Genomic DNA, 21,516 nt, shown 5'->3' with positions numbered 1-21,516 from the left:
GGCATTGGGCATTGGGCATTGGGCATTGGGCATTGGGCATTGGGCATTGGGCATTAGGAAAACTTTTCCCCATTCCCCAGTCCCCAGTCCCCAGTCCCCAGTCCCCAGTCCCTAGTCCCCATTCCCCATTGCTTTATCCAAAGACACTGCTACTACGTTTTGGGTATTTATCATTGCTGTAATTGTTGGTTCAGTCCAACGCACTAACCAACTAGGTTGAATGCCAAAAATCACAATCAGCACAGCTAAAATTGCAGCTGGGATGCGATCGCTCCAATACACACGTGGTAAATTAACAACAGGTGAAGATAAACGTCCAAAAAAGGCGCGGTTAACAAGTAATAGGAAGTAAACTGCTGTTAAACCAGTACCAAGCATACATAACAAAGTTTGCACTGGAAAAACTGCAAAACTTCCCCGATAAACTACGAATTCGGAAATAAACCCTAGCATTCCCGGTATACCAGCGCTGGCCATGACTCCGACAATCATCAAACTACCAATTACTGGCATACCCCGTTCTGGGTTCAGTAATCCTTGAATGATTGCTAAATCACGGCTTCCAGCTTTTTTATACACAACCCCTACCAGCAAAAACAGCATGGCGGAAATCAAGCCGTGGCTAATCATTTGCATCACAGCACCCAATACACTTAAAGGTGTGCCCGCCGCCGCTGCTAAAAGCACGTAACCCATGTGTCCAATGGAGCTGTATGCTACCATTTTTTTCATATCGCTTTGGGCGATCGCACAGGATGAACCATAGAGTACACTCACTACTGCCCAAGTCGCCAACCAAGGAGCTACATAAGCCCAAGCTTCTGGTAACAAGTTCATCCCAAATCGCAGTAAACCGTAAGTTCCCAACTTCAAAAGCACCCCAGCCAATAGCACGGAAATCGGTGTCGAAGCTTCAACGTGAGCATCTGGCAACCAAGTATGGAAGGGAACCAAGGGAATTTTTATTCCAAAACCGATCAAAATTCCCGCTAGCAATAAAAGCTGTGTTCCTAGAGGTAGAGTTGTCGCGTTCAAGGTTGCTAGTGCAAAATTAGAGGAACCACTCAGCCAAACCATACCGAGGAAACTTGCTAAAAGCAGGATTCCCGAAACGGCTGTATAAATAAGAAATTTAGTCGCAGCATAACCCCGTTTGGCGCCACCCCAAATGGCGATCAACAAATACAGCGGAATTAGTTCCAATTCGTAAAACAGGAAAAATAATAGTAAATCCTGTGCTAGAAAGGCTCCTGTCACCCCAGCGCTTAATAATAGTACCAAAGAGTAATAAAATTTAGGGCGCTGTAGCGATTCATCGCTGCTGTAGATGGCAATGGCAGTTAACAATCCATTTAAAACCAGCAACGGCAAAGATAAACCATCTATTCCAAGGTTATAGTTCAGCCCTATAGCATCTACCCAAGGGAGAGACTCAGCAAACTGTTGAGTAATTTCTCCTGGATGGAACTGACTTACTAATACGATTGTCCACAAGAAAGCGATAATGGCAAAGACTAAAGCCACCCCACGGGCCAATTTCCCACTGATGCTTGAGGGGGAGAAACCAATTAAAGCTGCACCGATTAACGGTACTAGAATTAAAACACTAAGCATAGACTTCGGGTAAGGGGGGATGAGAGAGAATAACAGACGCCATAAATCGCGTCTCTACGTTTTGTACAGACGCGATTTATCGCGTCTCTCTAAAAAGGCAATTTATCTAGTAAACCCAATGACCAACTGATGAAAAACCCCAAGACGCTGACAACTGCTAGGATGGTCAACATATAGCCCTGAGATTGCCCAGAAATGCTGTACTTTAAGGTTTGTCCGCCGAAAATGGTCGCAAACCCAACCAAGTTTACTAAACCGTCAACCAAGTAGCGATCGCTCCAAGCAGAAATTTTAGATAGCAGTCCTACTATACTTACCACGGTGACATAATAAACTCGGTCAATATAAAAATCATAACCTAACAGGTCTTGCAGAAATCTCCACGCCAGGATTCTGGATCTTGACCAAGCTTTGTGCAGGTAAACTGTACACCCTACACCTACCCCCACTACGGTAGAACTAAACAAGGCTAACACCACATACCAATTAATACTTTCCCAATCTGGTAGTAAGTACCATTGCTGTAACATTAGAGGTAGAAGCAGAGTCAGCACTGTTAGAAACACCATTGGGAAGGCCATCTGCCAACCAACTTCTGGGGTGCGACGGGTTTTTTGTTGCGGTTTACCCCAAAAGACTAATCTAAATACTCTTGTCAAATTCAATGCTGTCAAACCATTGACTAATATTAAAACCCCAATTACCCAAGGGCTAATATTCACGAAACCGTCAGCCCATGATAGCATTGCCCAGAAGCTTCCTAAGGGTAGCAGTGTCACCATCCCGGCTGAACCAACTACAAAGGCTGTGGTGGTGGCTGGCATCCGCGACCACAAACCGCCCATTTCTGTTAAGTCTTGGCTTTGGGTAGTTAAGATGACTGAACCAGAACTCATAAATAATAATGCTTTGGCGATCGCATGAGCTAACAGCAACATCAGGGCTACACCTCCTTGCTGCAACCCCACTGCTAAAAACACTAACCCCATGTATGCACTGGTGGAATGAGACAGTGATCGCTTAATGTCAATTTGAGCTATGGATACTAATGTCGCTCCAATCGCCGTTACTGTACCCATGATTACCAAGGCATTCAAGGCAACTGGCGACAGGGCTAATAATGGTTGAAGTTTATACAGTAAATAAGCACCACCAGCTACGACTAGAGAGTTCCGCATTACCGAGGCAGGATTGGGCCCTTCCATTGCCTCATCTAACCACAGATGCAGTGGAAATTGGGCACATTTACCAGCAGGCCCAGCAATTAACGCCAACCCTAGCAACGTCGATGTCATTGGACTTAAATTAGCTGTTTGCGCCCACTCATATAAATCCGAAATGTTCAAACTCCCAGCTAAGGTAGAAAGTGTCACTACAGCCATCAGCAACAACAAGTCTCCTACCCGTTTAGTCCAAAATGCATCCCGCGCCGCCGTCACTACTAGTGGTTGAGCATACCAGAACCCCACCAGCAAGTAAGTTGAAAGCGTCAAAACTTCCAAAAGCGCATAGCTGAGAAACAAAGAATCACTAATTGCTAGACCACATAGCGCTGCTTCAAAAAATCCCAGTAGCCCAAAAAAACGCGCCAACGACCAGTCCTTTTCCATATAACCCAGAGCGTAAACTTGTGCCAGTAAGCTTAACCCTGTAATTAAAACTGTTGCCCCAATACTGACTGGGGATAGTTCCAAGGAAAAAGATAAGTCTAAATCTGCTGCTTTGAACCAATTGATTAGTAAGGTTTCTGGCTCTCTATCCCAGACATTTTTAAATACAAACAGGCTATGAACAAAAGCTAAAACGGTCGTCAACAAGTTGAAGTATGCCGCAGGTCTGGGCCCTGTTCGCCGAATTATTCCTATTCCCCACGGCAATGTCAAAATTGCGCCCGATAAGCTATACAAAGGCACAAACCAACTTATTGAAAATAGAAATTGCTCCATTTAAATTTCCCTTGATGACTCAGCCTTGATTTTAAAAAAATTTCAACCAATTATGTTATTTAATAAAATTAATTTACCAAAATTACCAATGTTTTTTTACTATTATTTTAACTGAACTTCCAGAAGTACTTTTACTTAACGCTACCCTATTAAATATAAGTAAAATATAACTTTACATAAGCAAAAGCATTTACTTGCCTTAAGATCGCTGACCTTTTTACATTTGTATTTCTACTTTAACCAAAGTAATTTATACAATATATTTAAAAAACTTATATATATTTCACTTAGTCCTTGTGCACTTAGAAATATTTGATAAAAGATAGATACAGCAAAACATACAGCCGCTGCTTACCTTTTGTCAGATAGGATTAGCCCTGGTTATGAATGTCGTTTTGTAAATGTGATAAAGAAATTATAAAGCATAAGTGCCTGCTCAAGGAATCTGTAAACTTTAATTGCTCAGAAGCCTAGATAACTTTTTGTTAAGTTTTTTAAAACTTTCTTATCATAAACTATTATAGTAATTTATATTGCCAGGAACGCCAAGCTTTCCTATGCTTAATTTGGAAGTGTTTTCTTAGCTATAAGATCAGGCTCTCCCCGTCAAAAAATTCAAACGACAGTACAGATTGCATTAATTTTGTAGGAGTTCTGCGATGCCAATTGCAGTTGGAATGATTGAAACGAAGGGCTTTCCAGCAGTGGTGGAAGCTGCTGATGCGATGGTGAAAGCCGCCCGTGTCACCTTAGTAGGGTATGAAAAAATTGGTAGCGCTCGCGTCACCGTGATAGTTCGGGGAGATGTATCGGAAGTGCAAGCTTCTGTAGCTGCTGGGGTTGAAGCGGCAAAAAGAGTCTTTGGTGGTGAAGTGTTATCCACTCACATCATTGCTCGTCCTCACGAAAACCTGGAATACGTCTTGCCGATACGTTACACAGAAGCGGTGGAACAATTCCGTACTTAAAAGCTGTTTAAACAAAGTAATTAACGCTTTTTGCCTGAAAAGAGCATCACTTTTGTCCAAGACTAAAAACTTTGAAATAGGGATTAAAACTAATGTCAATTGCAGTGGGAATGGTTGAAACGCTGGGCTTTCCAGCAGTAGTGGAAGCTGCTGATGCAATGGTGAAAGCTGCCCGCGTCACTTTAGTAGGTTATGAAAAAATCGGTAGTGGTCGGGTGACGGTAATTGTTCGGGGTGACGTTTCGGAAGTGCAAGCTTCCGTAGCTGCTGGGGTTGAATCTGTAAAGCGGGTCAACGGCGGACAAGTGTTGTCTACTCATATCATTGCTCGTCCTCACGAAAACTTGGAATACGTCCTCCCAATTCGTTATACCGAAGATGTAGAGCAGTTCCGGGAAAATGTGAATGCAATTCGTCCTTTCGGTAGAAGACCGTAATTTGTAATGCAAATTGCCAAAGTTCGCGGCACAGTAGTTAGCACCCAAAAAGAGCCAACTCTTAGAGGTGTGAAACTACTGTTGTTACAATTAGTAGATGAAAACGGCAATATCTTACCAGAGTATGAAGTAGCAGCAGATATTGTGGGAGCAGGAGTAGATGAGTGGGTACTCATCACTCGTGGTAGTGCCGCTCGTCAAGTTGTTGGCAATGAACAGCGTCCATTGGATGCAGCAGTGGTGGCGATCATAGATACTATTTACGTTGAAGATCGCCTCATTTACAGCAAAAAAGATCAATATTGATAGTCATTGGTCATTAGTCATTAGTCATTAGCTGTCGACAAATGACAACTGACAAATGACAACTGACAAATGATAATAGAGGAGGAATCTCGCGATGGCAGTCCGCAGCACGGCGGCACCCCCAACCCCGTGGTCAAGGAATTTAGCTGAACCCAAAATCCATGAAACTGCTTTTGTACATTCATTCTCCAATCTGATTGGGGATGTACGAATAGGTGCAAATGTAATCGTTGCTCCGGGGACTACGATTAGAGCGGATGAAGGCACACCTTTTTATCTGGGTGAAAACACCAATATTCAAGATGGTGTTGTCATTCATGGGTTGGAGCAAGGCCGAGTAATTGGCGATGACCAAAATAAATACTCAGTATGGATTGGTAAAAACGCTTGCATTACCCACATGGCTCTAATTCACGGGCCAGCTTATGTAGGTGATAATTCCTTCATTGGCTTTCGCTCTACGATATTTAATGCCAGGGTGGGTGCAGGTTGCATCGTAATGATGCACGCTTTGATTCAAGACGTAGAGATTCCCTCTGGGAAGTATGTACCTTCGGGAGCGATAATTACCAGCCAGCAGCAAGCCGATCGCTTGCCAGATGTGCAAGATCAAGATAAAGAATTTGCTCATCATGTGGTTGGAATTAATCAGGCATTACGAGCTGGTTATCTCTGTGCTGCGGATACTAAATGTATAGCACCCATTCGGGATGAGAACGCTAAATCTTATACAGGTAATGGTATTACTGTTTTAGAGTTGGAAAGGAGTAGTGAAGTGTCGAGCAATAGCTTGGGTGGAGAAACAATAGATCAGTTGCGGTATCTATTGGGGCAAGGGTATAAAATTGGTACGGAACATGTAGACCAAAGACGTTTCCGCACGGGTTCTTGGACTAGTTGCCAACCAATCGAACCGAGATCCCTCGGTGAAGCGATCGCAGCATTAGAAGGCTGTCTACAAGAGCATAGCGGCGAGTATGTCCGACTGTTTGGCATTGACAAAGATAGACGACGCGTGCTAGAAGCCATCATCCAACGTCCTGATGATGATGCAAAACCAGCTAGCAGCTTTAAAGCTCCAGCTAGTCATGGTAATAGCAGTTACAGAAGCTACAGCAACAGCTATGATAATGGTAATAGTAACGGTTCTAGCAGTGGCAAAGTCAGTAGCGAAACTCTAGAGCAAATCCGCCAACTCTTGGCAGGTGGTTACAAAATTGGTATGGAACACGTAGATGAGCGTCGTTTCCGTACTGGTTCCTGGACTAGTTGCACGCCAATTGATGCAACTTCCACAAATCAAGTCATCTCCGCTTTGGAAGAATGTATCGCAAGTCATCAAGGCGAGTATGTACGTTTAATCGGCATTGACACCAAAGCGAAACGGCGGGTACTAGAAGCCATTATCCAACGTCCAAATGGTCAAGCAGTTTCCTCTGGTAGTCACAAATCATTTACTAGTACTAGCAGTAGTGCAGCATCCTATGATAGGGGAACAGCTAGTAGTAACCGTTTAAGTTCTGAAGTAGTAGACCAACTCCGGCATTTATTGGCTAGCGGCTCAAAAATTAGCCTTGAACACGTAGATCAACGGCGATTCCGTACAGGTTCCTGGACTAGTACCGGTCAAATTCAAGCCTCCTCAGAAAGAGAAGCGATCGCCGCCATAGAAGGACAACTCGGCGAATACGAAGGGGAATATGTACGCTTAATTGGTGTTGACCCCAAAGCCAAACGGCGGGTATTAGAAACCATTATCCAACGTCCAAATGGTCAAGTAGCCTCCTCTGACGGTCAGAAATCATTTACTAGCAGTGCGCCCTCTGCAACAGCAACAGCAACAGCAACAGCTACCCGCTTGAGTAGTGAAGTAGTAGACCAACTCCGGCAATTATTGGCTAGCGGCTCAAAAATTAGCATTGAACACGTAGATCAACGACGGTTCCGTACAGGTTCCTGGACTAGTACTGGTCAAATTCAAGCCTCCTCAGAAAGAGAAGCGATCGCCGCCGTAGAAAGACAACTCGGCGAATACCAAGGGGAATATGTACGCTTAATTGGTGTTGACCCCAAAGCCAAGCGTCGCGTATTAGAAACGATTATTCAACGACCTTAAGGAGTTAGGAGTACAGACGCGATTAATCGCGTCTGTACAAGAGTTGGGAGTTAGAAGTTAGGAGTTAAAAAAGATTGTTAATTGATAACTCTAAACTTAAAATTTATAACTCCCCCACTTTTAACTAACTCCTAACTCCTCACTTTTAACTCCTATCTTCTTAGGGCTTCCGAGGTTAAAATTTCCATGTCTGTGCCGCTACTGCGCCTCAGCAATAACTTTGATACTTACATTAGTGGTGAGGTGACTATTCATCCAAGCGCGGTACTTGCACCTGGGGTGATCCTCCAAGCGGCTGTAAACAGCAAGATCGTCATTGGGCCAGGGGTCTGTATTGGCATGGGAGCAATTCTCCAAGTCCATGAAGGCACTCTAGAAGTAGAAGCAGGTGCAAACCTGGGAGCCGGCTTTTTGATGATTGGCAAAGGCAAAATTGGCGCAAATGCTTGTATTGGTTCAGCGACTACAGTTTTTAACTATTCGGTTGAACCCGAACAAGTAGTACCGCCTGGTTCAATTTTAGGAGACACCAGTCGGCAGATTGAGCCAACAAAACAGCTAGAAGCATCTACAAATAACCCAACTTCTACTACAAATACACCACCGAAAGAAGAAGAAAATAGCTCAGGTGGAGGTCAGGAAAAGGTAATTTCCTCAACTAACTTCTCAGCTTCGGCTTTTGTAGATTTCAAACAAAACAAGTCAATTTCTTATTTTAAATCTCCCGCCACTCCCGAAAGTCAGTCTCCTCCTGTGGAGGAACCGACCAATGATACTGACTCCACCTTGGGGGAATCCCAAGAGTCAACAGAACATCATTCAGATCCCAGTCAGTCTGCCTTAGAATCCCCTAATGGTTTTGGGACTCAAATTTATGGACAAGGGAGCATAAGCAGACTGTTGACTACATTGTTTCCTCACAGACAATCCTTGAACGACCCAAACCCTGACGATTAGTCAGAGTAAGTGTTAATTGTAAGTTGTCGGCTTTTTCCGTATTTTGGAGAATTCATCATGGAAACATATAATCAACGGTCGATTCGTACTATCCAGGGAGCGAGTAGTCAAGAAACCTTTCAGGATACTGCTTTGGGTTTAGTTTCTTGCCGTAGCTTTCCGGCAATCGTTGGGACGGCCGATATGATGCTGAAATCAGCGGGAGTTCACCTGGTTGGGTATGAAAAAATTGGTGGCGGTTATTGTACTGCGATCGTTCGGGGTGGAATTGCTGACGTGCGTCTGGCGGTAGAATCTGGCGTGCAAACGGCTGAACAGTTTGGTCAGTTAGTTTCTAGTTTGGTGATTCCCCGACCTTATCCCAACCTAGATATAGTACTTCCCATCACAACCCGTTTCACTAAATTGATGGAAGAGGGCAATTCCAGCCGTCTGAGTAACCAAGCAATTGGTTTGGTAGAAACGCGAGGATTTCCCGCGATGGTAGGAGCGTGTGATGCGATGCTCAAAGCTGCTGATGTTCATTTAGCAGCTTATGAAAAAATTGGTGGGGGTTTGTGTACGGCAATTATTCGTGGTTCTGTAGCAAATGTGGCGGTAGCAGTGGAAGCAGGAATGTTTGAAGCAGAACGCATTGGAGAATTGAATGCAGTGATGGTAATTCCCCGACCGCTGGACGAAATGGAGTTAACCTTGCCATTGGCAAGCTGCTGGATAGAAGAACGCGAACCGTTAAACTTACCAGTGAATATTAAAGAACAAGTTGCAGAAATCGAGGTACTAAGATTACCAGACTTAACCAAGCTACCGACAAAAGTTCAAGAAGAATTATGGAATGATGAATGATGATAGATGAATTTTGTCAAATCATCATTCAGCATTCATCGTTTAGATAGAAGGCATCTTACGCTTTAGCTATTCTGAATAATAGCTTTTTCAATCCATAAATAAATACTTTTGTTTTAATATAAGTAATAGAGTTTTGTCTATGATAAAACTCGTAACTTTCTGTGAGCATCACTATATCATTTGCCAGTGTTCAGCAATACTAGTTTTATATCTATTAATCGCTATATATAGGAGAATCACTCTTGAACCAAGCGACGCTGCACCAGTTAAAGGTGTTCGAGGCGGCGGCACGGCACAGTAGCTTTACTCGTGCTGCTGAGGAATTGTTTCTCACCCAACCTACCGTTTCTATGCAGATCAAGCAACTCACAAAATCAGTAGGTTTGCCATTATTTGAGCAAGTGGGGAAGCGATTGTATCTGACAGAGGCAGGACGGGAATTGTTTGCTACTTGTCGGCAGATTTTTCACAATATAGCCCAGTATGAAATGAAGGTGGCAGATTTAAAAGGGCTAAAACAGGGACAATTACGTTTGGCAGTGATTACAACAGCAAAATATTTTATCCCACGTTTGTTAGGGCCATTTTGCGAACTTTATCCAGGGATTGATATCTCGCTGCAAGTAACAAATCACGAACAAATTTTAGAACGGATGAGTCAAAATTTGGATGACTTATATATTATGAGTCAAATTCCAGACAATATAGATGTGACTTGTGAACCATTTCTGGAAAATCCTTTGATAGTCTTTGCACCGACTAATCATCCTTTATCTAAAGAAAAAAATATTCCTATACAACGCCTGTCTAACGAACCTTTTATTATGCGGGAACCAGGTTCAGGAACTCGTCGCGCCGTTCAAAAGCTCTTTGAAGAACAAGGGATAGTAGTAAAAGTCAAGCTAGAATTGGGAAGTAACGAAGCTATTAAACAAGCGATCGCAGGTGGTTTAGGAATTTCTGTTTTATCCCGTCATACCTTACTATCAGACGCTTCAGAGTTCAGCATTTTAGATGTGCAACACTTCCCCATTCAGCGGCATTGGTACATGGTTTATCCATCTGGCAAGCAGCTATCTATCGTCGCTCGTGCCTATTATGAGTATCTCCTAGCGGCGGCAAAGAATTTTGTTGAGCAAAAAGCTGATACCGCTCATAGCACGTTTGAACCAATTCACGGGAATTCGTAATTCGTAATTCGTAATTCGTAATTACGAATTCCCCAAAGGGGTTGACTGTTAGATCGGTAAACATTGACAATTAACCAGCAGAATCATTAAAAATGGGGGAAAACTGGCAGTGGTTAACCCGGAAATACCATCTTGGCGCAAAACAGTACAAAGCGAGATTGTAGCTGTTACCGTGTATTCTGACAGAGCATTGGTTACACGGCGAGGTGTAGTTGATTTAACAGGAATTGAACAGGAATTAGTAATTACCCCAGTGCCAATGACTCTAGAAAGTGAGTCCGTTCGGGTTAGCGGTACAGGTATGGTAGGGGTGCGCTTGATGGGAGTTAGTAGCGATCGCATCTACACTACTGAACCTGTAGCAGAACGAGTAGCACATTTGACAAGGCAAATCCAGCAATTAGAAGCAGAAAAACGCCACCTGCAAGCCCAAGTAGACGCTTTGGCATTGCAATCTAGTTTTATCGCTGGCTTACGTGAAAAAACAGAAGAACCCTTTGCACAAAGTTTGTCTCGGAAAAATCTCAGCCTCAGCGAAACTTTGGATTTCCTCAACTTTCTTGGCAGCCAGTATAGTGAATATGCGATCGCATCTGGAGAGTGCAAAACTCAACAGCAGGAATTAGACAAACAACTGCAAGCACTCCACACCTCATTGCAAATAATCCAAACACCCCATCCTAAAGAGAGTTTTAGCTTAGTTGTAGCCGTTGAAGTCGCGGGTGAAGGCGAATTTGAATTAGAGGTGTCTTACATAGTAAATCGCGCTAGTTGGAATCCGCTTTATGACTTACGCTTTAGCACTACCAGCGAGATTGTACATTTGAGTTACCTTGCAGAAATCACTCAAAGCACTGGCGAAGATTGGATTGGTGCAAATCTCACTCTTTCTACCGCTAAACCAGGATTAGGTACGCTTCCACCCAAACTTGAACCCTGGTATATTGATGCGCCACTTCCACGAATAGCGCGACAACGACAAGCTCGATTTGCTGCCCAGCCACCACTACTGCCTAGCATACCAGAGCCACCTGCTGCTGCCAGGGTGGATTGGCAAGAACAAGACGAAGTTGCAGAGGATAGTCTGATTCCAGCAGAAACCATTACAGCAGAAGTATCCAAAGAAGGGAGTGTAGTTACCTTTAAATTGAATGGCGGTGGTAATATTCCCAGCGATGGCGCACCCCATAAAACTACGATTTTCAACGATGATTATCCTTGTAGCTTCGATTATGTAGCAATGCCGCGCTTGGTAAGTTTTGCTTATCTACAAGCGAATGTGAAAAATAGTCCCAATGGTGCGACTTTGTTACCAGGCAAAGCGAATATTTTCCGCAACAACGTTTTTGTCGGTACTACTGGATTAGGGAATATTGCACCAGGGCAAGAATTCAAACTGAACTTAGGAATTGACGAAGGTTTAAAAATTGAGCGCGATTTAGTTGAGCGCCTGGTAGATAAAAGATTAATTAGCAACCAGCGCCGGATTACTTATAGTTATCGGTTGATTGTTACTAACTTACTAGAGAAAGAAGTAAATCTAAAATTAACTGAACAATTGCCAGTTAGCCGCAACGAGCAAATTAAAGTACGCCTCAGTCGCAGCAATCCACAAATTCAACTTGGTGAAATGGGGATTTTAGAATGGCTGTTAACTCTTACAGCCCAAGAGCGACGAGAGATATATTACCAGTTTAATGTTGAACATCCGCCCGACTTAATGGTAGTTGGGTTAGATATTTAGATTATATAGCATTTCCTAGTCTGTTAAGGTACAAATCTCTGTGTACCTCTGCGTTTCAAAATATTATCTGTACCTCACTTAACAGGGAATCGCTATAAATACGTTAAAGGAATTCCAAATAAAAAAATAATCAATTACTTTGGTGAGCAGAGGGAGCAGGGAAAGAAGAACTTTGATGGTCGTATTGGATGCAGGAATTGAGTAATTTAATTTTTGGAAATCCCAAATATAAAGCCTTTTTGCTGGATTTAATTCTTAACCGCTTCAGCCTGCGGATTTTGATTCTTTTTATCTGGAAGTAACCGTTCCAATCCACGGGCGATTAAGGGTAGAAATCCAATAATTAATGCCACGCCTAGCAAGTTGAATATTAACTGTGCATTGGCAATTTGGCGAGCAACATCATCCCCTGCTCCCATTAACTGAGAAATCCATTGCGCGAATCCTGCCAATTGAGTGACAAATATAATTCCTACCGCAGCAGTAGTCAGATTGAAAAGTAAATGAAAGATACCTGTCCGCACTGCTGGACGTTCGCGTCCAAAGGTAGCTACTAATGTGTCAGCACAAGTGCCAACTTCAGCACCCAGCATTAACGCCACGCCTGCTGATAATGAAATTAATCCTTGACTAGCCAAAGTCACAATAATCGCAACTGTGGCAGAGGAAGATTGAACTAAGACTGTAAATAGTGCCCCAACTCCAGCACCTAAAAGCGCGTTGTTACCCAAGGTTTCCATCAATTTGAGAAATGGCTGGTAGTCCTTGAAAGGTTCCATTGCGTTTTCAATTGTGTCAAGTCCGAAAAACAATAAGCCTATGCCAAGAATAATTAAACCGATTTGCTTCCAACGTTCTTTTTTACCCAACAAAATTAACAGTAAGCCAACGAACATTGCTATGGGCGCATAATCACTAATGTTAAAAGCAACTATTTGAGCGCCGATGGTTGTACCAATATTGGAACCCAAAACCACGCCGAGAGATTCTACAAATGACAATAAACCAGCACTAACCATTGCAATCACAATGATGATTGTTACTGAGGACGAATCTAATATTGTTGTCGCTACCGTGCCAGTTGCTATTCCAGCGTAGCGATTGGTAGTGAACTTGCTAATTAGTTCTTTGGCACGATCGCCTGCGATCGCTTCCAGTCCCTCGGCCATTCGTGTCACACCATACAAAAATAGTACCAGTCCCGCCAGCGCACCCGTGACTATTTTAAAAATATCTAATTTTCCCTGTTTTTCTCCTTTAGACTCAGCACTTTTATCCTGACTATTTTTATTTTTTTCCTTAGGATTCTGAGATAAATTGCTGTTTTTCTGTTGTGTTTCTTCTACTCCAGTAGGAGTCTGAGCATTAACGCTAATTTCTACACTTGGTGCATCAAACCAATAAAAATTATTTCCTAATATAGAAGGAGTAACTACCAAAACTGAAACTATAATAATCAATATTAAACTGTTCAATACTCTTTTTAGGCTTTTTGATAACAACATAATACAATATTCCCTCAAAAATTTTATTTTAAGTATTACTATTAATTTAATTGTCCAAAACTTTTAAGTATTACTATTAATTTAATTCTCAGTATGTCCCAAAATAAACGCTGGCTTCCTATTTTAACAAATTAAAACCTGATTGGAACTTGCTCAATAGTAGTAATTTTATTTAGATATTATTATTTATGTTTAATTACTAATATTATAACTTTCTAATAAATAACTATTATAAATTTAATCTGTTTCAAACATGAATTGCTTACATCTTAAGAAAGAGATTGATGATTGTATGTCACTATTTAATTGAAATTTAAACTCAACTTAAATAAACAATAACGCTTATTTTTAAGTAAGAAATATGTTGTAATAAAAATTACATTGGTTTAGAATTTACGCATTGACAAGCAAGACAAAAAGTAATTAAAAAAACACAAAAAAAATCAGCGAACGCTAGTTACTAGAGGCGTGAATTTACGAGACATGTATTGCGGCAGTTTAACCGACAAGTACTGAGAGGCATCCGGCTTTGGCATACTCGAACCGCTTCGCCAGAATCCGCGATCGCAGATAAGTTAGCTTTATATCTACCATCAGTCTTTTTTTGTCAAGCCATATTGACAATTTGTAACGAAATTGTTATATTTAGTTACATAAGATAACAAAACAAAGAAAAAAAAACCATGTATACCACTACTAACGAAGACGGTATTCTCAACAACTACGCAGCAGAACCCAAGATGTACTACTCTGAGTACCCAGCAATTTGGGAACAACGTAAATACGTTTTACAGGGTCTTTTTGCAACTTTAATCGTCACCGCTTTAGTTTTGGTTGGTTTTAGCGTTAGCTAAGATTTTTTGATTTCAGTATCGCTGTATCTCATCGTCATTCAGACCTCTCTCTATAACCCCGGTTAGTTTCGCCGGGGTTTTTTGTGTTTTACGTATCCCAAACGGTAGTGGTGTGCTGATAAGTCATTTTTATATTTACTATCAGTCTTTTTTTGTCAAGTCTTATTGACGCTTTGTAACGAAATTGTTATATTTATTTACATAAGATAACAAAAGAAAGAAAAGAAAAAACTATGTACACCACCACCAACGAAGACGGCATTCTCAACAACTACGCAGCAGAACCCAAGATGTACTACTCTGAGTACCCAGCAATTTGGGAACAACGTAAATACGTTTTACAGGGTCTTTTTGCAACTTTAATCGTCACCGCTTTAGTTTTGGTTGGTTTTAGCGTTAGCTAAGATTTTTTGATTTCGATATCGCTGTATCTCATCGTCAATCTCACTTCTCGACTTTACCTCGGCTAATTTAGTCGGGGTTTTTTGTGTCTTATCCATCCCATTTTGTCGCCCCATTAGCAACAAACCACTGGTCAGCCATAAAATAAAGACAAATCAATAATAAAGGGGTGTTTATGGCAACCCAACTCGGTGAAGCTAAATCTTCAACAGAACTGGTAGTATCTTGGGAAGCATTGCCCGCAGATTTTCACTTAGAGGATGAACCAGTGGAAAATACAGGTCAGCCACTATTGGCTGGTGCTTTGCGCGAAAGCCTTGAGATAAGTGGTTTCATCCAACCGCAGATGTTAATAGCCTCAAATTTTGGACTTTGTGCGACGATAAACGGGCAATTTATAGCTAAAGCACCCGACTGGGTTTATGTGCCATCGGTAAATCAGGTTTTAGGAGAACGCAAAAGCTATACACCCAATTTAGATGGAGATATTCCAGCAATTGTGATGGAATTTCTATCTGACACAGAGGGTGGAGAATACTCTTTTAAACGAACCTATCCACCAGGAAAATGGTTTTTTTACGAGCAGATTCTTCAAGTCCCAATTTACATAATTTTTGACCCAAATGGTGGTTTATTAGAATTTTACCAACTCGAAAACAGGCGCTACGAGTTAAAGCAACCTGATGAAAATGGTCGTCATTGGATTGATTCAATGGGTTTATTTCTGGGAACCTGGCAAGGAACAAAAGAAGCCAGAACTGGTTACTGGTTGCGCTGGTGGGATGAGGCAGGTAATTTGTTACTTTGGGCAGTAGAACAAATTGAACAGGAACGCCAACGTGCCGAACAGGAACGCCAGCAAAAAGAACGGCTAATTGCCTATCTACAATCTCAAGGTATCGATCCAAATAATTTGCCTTAGCATATATAGCAAGGGACTGGGGACTGGGGACTGGGTGAAAAGCCTTTTTGTGTCTAAGTTTTATCGTCTGTTGATGTCCTAACCACCTTGACTGTTGCTATACAAATAAAATTTTCAAGTATTTGAGTGACTCAGTTTAAGCAAATAAGTGCTACAACCGTTACGCCTATCAAGCAATGGGGCATCATACAGAAATTCAAGTACGGGTGAAAAAGCTACTCGCAAAGAAAAAAGCACGAGAGAAAAAAAATAATTTTTTGCTGAATCAAAAGCCAGAATTATTCGTCACTTAAACTATCAATTCCCTATTTATTTCTACTGGAGGATGATTTATGTCATCACAAATGCTGCGGTTGATATCTTTGGGCAGTCTTGGCTTATCTTTGTGTCTGGGCAATTCGGCAGCAATGGCGCAATATGATTCTAATGGCGATGGTGTAGTAGTACCAACAGTACCATCAGGTGGCACATCAGCACCAGTTCCAATAGACACATCGACAGGTGTACCACCTTCACCTTCTGCTGATGGTACAACTCGGTTTACCTGTCAGACTTATAATGGACAGTATACTGTCATGTACCAGCCACAAAGTCAACCAGGACAATTCTTTGCTTGGGCAGCACCTGCGGCTTTAGGTGGTGGTTGGGACGCACAAAGGCGTTGTACAGCAATTGCCAGTCGCTTGGAACTTTATCGCCCAGATGGTTTACAAGAACTCCAGACATCCGTAGAGAATAACGAAAATACTGTCTGCGTCACAACTGAAGCTAATCCAACCTGTAGAATTGTGCTGACAGTCCCCCGTGGAAAAGATCCTGTTGTTATCCGCAATAGCATTTTCCAAAACTTGACTACTGCTGACAGCGGACAACAAACGATCGCCGTTAACACTTATGGCGATCGCACTAGTGGAGGCAACGAATTATATAATTTAGGACGCACACTTCTAGGCGGTGGCAATAATCGGGTTAGTTCATCTAGAAGTGGGATTAATCTGAAACCTTTCCTCGATCGTCAAGATGGTGGTACTGGAAACAATTTGCGGAGTGGAGTAGCAATTCGTCGTCAGTCTCAACCTAACGGTGTTCGTTTAAGCCCTGGTAAATTCCGGTAAGCAAGAGTGGCTTTTAATACAAAATGACTTTCAAATAAAAAATATCCAACTACTTATTGTGGGGCGGACATCTTGTCCGCCTTTTTTTATGGGCATAAAATTGCTGTCTCCTGGACTTCTTCGAGATGTCGAGGATCTAAATCCAGCTGTATATTATTTATTCTTTTAACCTTTTGCTAGCAGTTTCTTAACGTTGCTGAGATAACTTGAGGTTGCTGAATATGAATTAATACTAGTAAAGCCTGTAGCTTTTTTGACTGCAAAATAATTTTTTTAAATAGTGATATTGCGATTGTCAATGTGACTTGATTATGGTGGCGAATTATTACTGAACATCAGCTTTTCAGGTAATTTTCAAACAATACAAAATAAATTGAAGGAGACGTTATTAATGGCTTTGACACAAGGCGATATTGCTTTTATCTCTTTCAATGCTGATAACGATATTGCAACCAACAATAACCCCAGTATTTTGCAGAAAATTGGCAGCTTCACCAGTACTAATGGAGCCGAAATATCCGCCTTTGATTCTGGAAGCGATCGCTTATTTGTGGTTGCTGGCAGCATAGTTGAAATTTATCATGTCAGCAATACAGGCACGCTAACCTCGACTGGTTCTTTGGTAACAGGATTTACGCCTCCCGTCGGGACACAAGCCATTCCCAACAGTGTTGCGGTGAAAAATGGTATTGTCGCAGTCGCCTACGCCATTCAAAACACCAGCACAAACGCCCAGCAGACAGGACAGGTGAGTTTTTACAATGCCGCCAATGGCAACTTTTTGAACTCGGTGGCGGTGGGTGCATTACCCGATATGCTCACCTTTACGCCCGATGGCACGAAGGTATTAGTAGCAAATGAGGGAGAACCCAACAGCTACGGGCAAGTAAATTCGGTAGATCCTGAAGGTTCAGTCAGTATTATTAATATTGCTGATGGCGTGGCGAATGCAACCGTTGCCCAAGCCTCGTTTACAAGCTTCAATAGCCAGATCGCCACACTCAAAGCCGCAGGTGTACGGATTACTGGCCCCGGTTCGACGGTGGCACAAGACTTAGAACCAGAGTATATTGCTGTATCTCCAGACAATCAAACTGCACGAATTACCTTGCAAGAAAATAATGCGATCGCTATTCTGGATATTGCTAGCGCCACGATCACCAATATTTTGCCCCTTGGTGCGAAAAATTACAATCTTCCAGGTAATGGATTAGATGCTAGCGATCGCGATGGTAAAATCAATATTCAGAATTGGCCGGTGGTTGGGTTATATCAACCCGATGCGATCGCTAGTTTCAGTGCCAACGGACAGACTTACTACATCACCGCCAATGAAGGAGATTCCCGCGACTACACTGGTTTTAGCGAGGAAATCCGGGTTGGCGCAAATGGATATGTTTTAGATCCAACAGTTTTTCCCAATGCGGCTACCCTAAAGCAAAATACCAATCTAGGGCGGTTAACCGTTACAAATGCCACAGGAGACACTGACAAAGACGGAGATTTTGACCGCATCGAAGCATTTGGGGGACGTTCCTTTTCGATTTGGAATGCTAGCGGCAATCAGATATTCGACAGTGGCGACCAATTTGAACAAATCACCGCAACCAAAGTACCAACTCTGTTTAACTCAGATGGTGCGGCTGATACTTTTGACACCCGCAGCGATAACAAAGGGCCTGAATCCGAAGGCGTGGCGATCGGAGTCATCAACAACCGCACTTATGCTTTTATTGGTTTAGAACGCACTGGCGATGTCATAGTTTACGAAGTGACAAATCCCAACAAGCCAAGCTTTGTTCAATATATCAACACTCCTGAAGATACTGCGATCGAAGGGCTAACCTTTGTCTCGGCGGCTGACAGTCCCACAGGCAAGCCTTTGTTAGTTACTACAGCCGAAGTCAGCAAGACGGTTGCGGTATTTGAAGTAACTCCATCCGTTCGGATTAGCGACATTCAGGGAACGGGGCATATCTCATCCTTTAGAAATCAGACTGTCAGCAATGTAGCGGGAATTGTCACAGTTAAAGCAAGTAACGGTTTTTACTTGCAAGACCCCACTCCAGACAGCGACGATCGCACTTCTGAAGGTATTTTCGTCTTCACCTCATCAGCACCAACCGTATCCGTCGGCGATTCAGTATTAATCAGTGGAACAGTTACAGAGTTTCGTCCCGGCAACGATGCTAATAATTTAACCAAAACACAAATCACCACTCCTACAATTGTTACCGTTTCTAGTGGCAACGATCTACCCACTGCTACAATCCTTGGTAATGGTGGCAGAACTATCCCGACAACGGTAATCGATAACGACACGATCGCTAATATCGAAACTGGAACAACCACCTTCGATCCTGCCCAGGATGGCATCGACTTCTATGAAAGCTTAGAAGGAATGCTGGTACAGGTGAATAACCCAATTACTACTTCACCCACTGCAAACTTTGGCACATCAGAAGAAATTTGGGTATTAGCAGACAATGGCGCAAATGCCACAGGTAGAACGGTTCGCGGTGGGAGCCTGATTAGTGCTTCAGACTTCAATCCTGAACGGATTCAAATTGACGATCTCAACAATTCCTTAGTGTTACCTGAAGTTAATGTTGGTACGCAACTTAGTAATATTGTCGGTGTTGTTGACTACAGCTTTAACAACTATGAAGTTTTAGTATCGGCTGCTCCCACGGTAGTACAGAACAGTAACATTCAAAAAGAAGTCACTAACCTAACTTCTACCACCAACCAACTGACGATCGCTACCTACAACGTCGAAAATCTCGATCCAGGTGACGATCCAACCAAATTTAACAACCTGGCTAATCGCATTGTTAATAATCTCAAATCACCAGATATCATTAGTCTTGAAGAAATTCAGGACAATAACGGTGCAACAAATGATAGCGTCGTTGATGCCAGCACTACCTTCCAAAAGTTAATTGATACAATTACTGCTGCTGGTGGCCCCACGTATCAATATCGCCAAATTAACCCAGTAGACGATACGAACGGCGGTGAACCTGGTGGAAATATCCGGGTAGGTTTCTTATTTAATCCCAATCGTGTCAACTTTGTAGATCGCCCTGGTGGTAGTTCCACCACCAGCACCACAGTTACCAATGTTTCTGGTGTTCCTACAGTTTCTAATAGTCCTGGTTTAATCGACCCCACCAACTCCGCCTTTACTAGCAGTCGTAAGCCGTTAGTAGGTGAATTTACTTTCAACGGTGAAACTGTTTATGTAATTGGCAACCACTTTAATTCTAAAGGTGGCGACCAACCATTATTTGGGCCGAATCAACCACCAACTCTCAGTAGTGAAATCCAACGCCAGCAACAAGCTACCCTGGTGAAGAACTTTGTCAGCAATATTTTAGCGATCGCCCCCAATGCCAATGTCGTAGTGGCAGGTGACTTAAATGACTTTGAATTTTCCAACCCCGTCAACACCCTAGAAAATGCTGGACTGACTTCCTTAATTGAAACTCTGCCGCAAAATGAGCGTTACACCTACAACTTTGAAGGTAACGCCCAAACCCTTGACCACGTTTTAGTTAGTAACAACTTGCTCAACAACCTGGATGGGTATGATGTAGTTCACATTAACTCAGAGTTTGCCGACCAGGATAGCGATCATGATCCTAGCGTAGCTCGGTTTAATCTCCCTAAAAACAATGCTCCCACGGTAGTACAACCGATTGACGACCAAATCATTTCTACTAATAAAGCTTTTTCTTTCAATATCAGTAACAAATTTGCTGATGTAGATCCAGGTGACACCTTGACTTACAGCGCTAAAGGTTTACCCACAGGTTCTAGTATCGTTGCCAACACAGGTGTAATATCCGGCACTATCTCCCAAATCGGCATTTTCGCAGTTACAGTTACTGCTGCTGATGGTAAAGGCGGTAATGTTAGCGATACCTTTGACCTGACTGTTGCTAATAACAAGGCGACATCTGGCAACGATATCATTTTTGTCAGCGAACTTACTGGTTTGAACAAATACATAGTCAATGCTCTGGCTGGGAGCGATCGCGTCATCGGCACTAATACCAGTGAATTAATTGACGGAGGAGCAGGCAATGATTACCTGGATGGCAAGGGAAGCATAGATGTACTCCTTGGTGGCGATGGCAATGACACAATCTTAGGTGGACTTGGCAGTGACGCACTTTCTGGGGGCAATGGCAATGACCGCCTGATTGGTTGGAGCGGTGGCACAAACGAAATTGACCTCCTCAACGGCGAACAGGGTGCAGATATTTACGTTTTGGGTGATGCCACTTCAGTTTTCTATACCAGTTCTCGCAACAATGATTATGCCGATATTCTCAACTTTCAAGCAAGCGATCGGATTCAACTTCAGGGAGTTGCTAACAATTACTCGCTAGGGTCAGTGAGATCGGCTGTAGGCATTTTCACCAATAATGGAACGGAATTAATTGCTGTTGTGGAAAACGGGTTAAACCGCAATACAAATTTGGCAACAGATACTCGTTTCGTCTTTATTTAACGCAGATTTAATCGAACTCCGGTTTCTCTGTGTACTCTGCGCCTCTGCGGTTCTCTATTTCTAATTTTCAAA

The 21,516-nt window shown here is 42.5% G+C and carries 16 protein-coding genes and 1 pseudogene; 14 read left to right on the top strand and 3 right to left on the bottom strand.

What is annotated here, in order from left to right; genetic code table 11:
- Positions 1-111: 111 nt before the first annotated feature.
- Positions 112-1,614: an NADH-quinone oxidoreductase subunit M gene (locus tag RMZ42_RS22800; protein WP_322673552.1), complete on the bottom strand. Its 1,503-nt coding sequence runs from the start codon at positions 1,612-1,614 to the stop codon at positions 112-114.
- A gap of 89 nt (positions 1,615-1,703) precedes the next feature.
- On the bottom strand, positions 1,704-3,560 hold the full coding sequence (locus RMZ42_RS22795; RefSeq protein ID WP_322673551.1) for an NAD(P)H-quinone oxidoreductase subunit F: 1,857 nt from the start codon (positions 3,558-3,560) through the stop codon (positions 1,704-1,706).
- Between the two features lie 659 nt (positions 3,561-4,219).
- Between RMZ42_RS22795 and RMZ42_RS22790 the strand changes: the two genes are divergently transcribed.
- The 9 genes and pseudogenes from RMZ42_RS22790 (at position 4,220) to RMZ42_RS22755 (ending at position 12,127) form a co-directional block, all read left to right on the top strand.
- Entirely contained in the window at positions 4,220-4,528 is a 309-nt protein-coding gene (locus RMZ42_RS22790) for a carbon dioxide-concentrating mechanism protein CcmK (RefSeq protein WP_012410633.1), read from the top strand.
- Positions 4,529-4,620: 92 nt separating this feature from the next.
- A complete protein-coding gene (locus RMZ42_RS22785; protein ID WP_010995041.1) occupies positions 4,621-4,965 on the top strand; it encodes a carbon dioxide-concentrating mechanism protein CcmK in 345 nt (114 codons plus the stop codon).
- Between the two features lie 6 nt (positions 4,966-4,971).
- Positions 4,972-5,271 carry a EutN/CcmL family microcompartment protein gene (locus RMZ42_RS22780; RefSeq protein WP_322673550.1) on the top strand — a complete coding sequence of 100 codons (300 nt, stop codon included), beginning with the start codon at positions 4,972-4,974 and terminating at the stop codon, positions 5,269-5,271.
- Positions 5,272-5,365: 94 nt separating this feature from the next.
- Positions 5,366-7,039 (top strand): annotated as a pseudogene (locus RMZ42_RS22775) (ribulose bisphosphate carboxylase small subunit); the annotation flags it as partial.
- Positions 7,040-7,129: 90 nt separating this feature from the next.
- A complete protein-coding gene (locus RMZ42_RS34795) occupies positions 7,130-7,387 on the top strand; it encodes a ribulose bisphosphate carboxylase small subunit (RefSeq protein ID WP_409882125.1) in 258 nt (85 codons plus the stop codon).
- A gap of 186 nt (positions 7,388-7,573) precedes the next feature.
- On the top strand, positions 7,574-8,344 hold the full coding sequence (locus RMZ42_RS22770; protein WP_322673548.1) for a transferase: 771 nt from the start codon (positions 7,574-7,576) through the stop codon (positions 8,342-8,344).
- A 57-nt stretch (positions 8,345-8,401) separates the two neighbouring features.
- Positions 8,402-9,190 carry a BMC domain-containing protein gene (locus RMZ42_RS22765; RefSeq protein WP_322673547.1) on the top strand — a complete coding sequence of 263 codons (789 nt, stop codon included), beginning with the start codon at positions 8,402-8,404 and terminating at the stop codon, positions 9,188-9,190.
- Between the two features lie 245 nt (positions 9,191-9,435).
- Positions 9,436-10,383 carry a LysR family transcriptional regulator gene (locus RMZ42_RS22760; protein ID WP_322673546.1) on the top strand — a complete coding sequence of 316 codons (948 nt, stop codon included), beginning with the start codon at positions 9,436-9,438 and terminating at the stop codon, positions 10,381-10,383.
- A 109-nt stretch (positions 10,384-10,492) separates the two neighbouring features.
- Complete coding sequence (locus tag RMZ42_RS22755) at positions 10,493-12,127, top strand: mucoidy inhibitor MuiA family protein (RefSeq protein ID WP_322673545.1); 1,635 nt, start codon at positions 10,493-10,495, stop codon at positions 12,125-12,127.
- A gap of 248 nt (positions 12,128-12,375) precedes the next feature.
- On the opposite strand, the gene RMZ42_RS22750 is transcribed toward RMZ42_RS22755, so the two are convergent.
- A complete protein-coding gene (locus RMZ42_RS22750; RefSeq protein WP_322673544.1) occupies positions 12,376-13,587 on the bottom strand; it encodes a Na/Pi symporter in 1,212 nt (403 codons plus the stop codon).
- A gap of 728 nt (positions 13,588-14,315) precedes the next feature.
- Between RMZ42_RS22750 and psb34 (RMZ42_RS22745) the strand changes: the two genes are divergently transcribed.
- The 5 genes from psb34 (RMZ42_RS22745) to RMZ42_RS22725 all read left to right on the top strand — a co-directional run bounded on the left by psb34 (RMZ42_RS22745) (position 14,316) and on the right by RMZ42_RS22725 (position 21,444).
- Entirely contained in the window at positions 14,316-14,486 is a 171-nt protein-coding gene (psb34, locus tag RMZ42_RS22745) for a photosystem II assembly protein Psb34 (protein WP_322673543.1), read from the top strand.
- Positions 14,487-14,719: 233 nt separating this feature from the next.
- Complete coding sequence (gene psb34 / locus RMZ42_RS22740) at positions 14,720-14,890, top strand: photosystem II assembly protein Psb34 (RefSeq protein WP_322673543.1); 171 nt, start codon at positions 14,720-14,722, stop codon at positions 14,888-14,890.
- Positions 14,891-15,063: 173 nt separating this feature from the next.
- Positions 15,064-15,810: a Uma2 family endonuclease gene (locus tag RMZ42_RS22735; RefSeq protein WP_322673542.1), complete on the top strand. Its 747-nt coding sequence runs from the start codon at positions 15,064-15,066 to the stop codon at positions 15,808-15,810.
- A gap of 332 nt (positions 15,811-16,142) precedes the next feature.
- Positions 16,143-16,925: a COP23 domain-containing protein gene (locus RMZ42_RS22730; RefSeq protein WP_322673541.1), complete on the top strand. Its 783-nt coding sequence runs from the start codon at positions 16,143-16,145 to the stop codon at positions 16,923-16,925.
- Positions 16,926-17,316: 391 nt separating this feature from the next.
- Positions 17,317-21,444, top strand: coding sequence for a choice-of-anchor I family protein (locus RMZ42_RS22725; protein WP_322673540.1), 4,128 nt, complete (start codon positions 17,317-17,319; stop codon positions 21,442-21,444).
- Positions 21,445-21,516: the final 72 nt, after the last annotated feature.

Origin of the sequence: Nostoc sp. DedQUE05, from assembly GCF_034530955.1 — a bacterium.
Taxonomy (GTDB): domain Bacteria; phylum Cyanobacteriota; class Cyanobacteriia; order Cyanobacteriales; family Nostocaceae; genus Nostoc.
The sequence above is the reverse complement of the archived record's forward strand: the minus strand, read 5'-3'. Positions and strand labels throughout refer to the sequence as shown.

Bases quoted from the DNA above. Each gene is read 5' to 3' on its own strand.
- RMZ42_RS22800 (WP_322673552.1), bottom strand. From the start codon at position 1,614: ATGCTTAGTGTTTTAATTCTAGTACCGTTAATCGGTGCAGCTTTAATT.
- RMZ42_RS22795 (WP_322673551.1), bottom strand. From the start codon at position 3,560: ATGGAGCAATTTCTATTTTCAATAAGTTGGTTTGTGCCTTTGTATAGC.
- RMZ42_RS22790 (WP_012410633.1), top strand. From the start codon at position 4,220: ATGCCAATTGCAGTTGGAATGATTGAAACGAAGGGCTTTCCAGCAGTG.
- RMZ42_RS22785 (WP_010995041.1), top strand. From the start codon at position 4,621: ATGTCAATTGCAGTGGGAATGGTTGAAACGCTGGGCTTTCCAGCAGTA.
- RMZ42_RS22780 (WP_322673550.1), top strand. From the start codon at position 4,972: ATGCAAATTGCCAAAGTTCGCGGCACAGTAGTTAGCACCCAAAAAGAG.
- RMZ42_RS22770 (WP_322673548.1), top strand. From the start codon at position 7,574: ATGTCTGTGCCGCTACTGCGCCTCAGCAATAACTTTGATACTTACATT.
- RMZ42_RS22765 (WP_322673547.1), top strand. From the start codon at position 8,402: ATGGAAACATATAATCAACGGTCGATTCGTACTATCCAGGGAGCGAGT.
- psb34 (WP_322673543.1), top strand. From the start codon at position 14,316: ATGTATACCACTACTAACGAAGACGGTATTCTCAACAACTACGCAGCA.
- psb34 (WP_322673543.1), top strand. From the start codon at position 14,720: ATGTACACCACCACCAACGAAGACGGCATTCTCAACAACTACGCAGCA.
- RMZ42_RS22735 (WP_322673542.1), top strand. From the start codon at position 15,064: ATGGCAACCCAACTCGGTGAAGCTAAATCTTCAACAGAACTGGTAGTA.
- RMZ42_RS22730 (WP_322673541.1), top strand. From the start codon at position 16,143: ATGTCATCACAAATGCTGCGGTTGATATCTTTGGGCAGTCTTGGCTTA.
- RMZ42_RS22725 (WP_322673540.1), top strand. From the start codon at position 17,317: ATGGCTTTGACACAAGGCGATATTGCTTTTATCTCTTTCAATGCTGAT.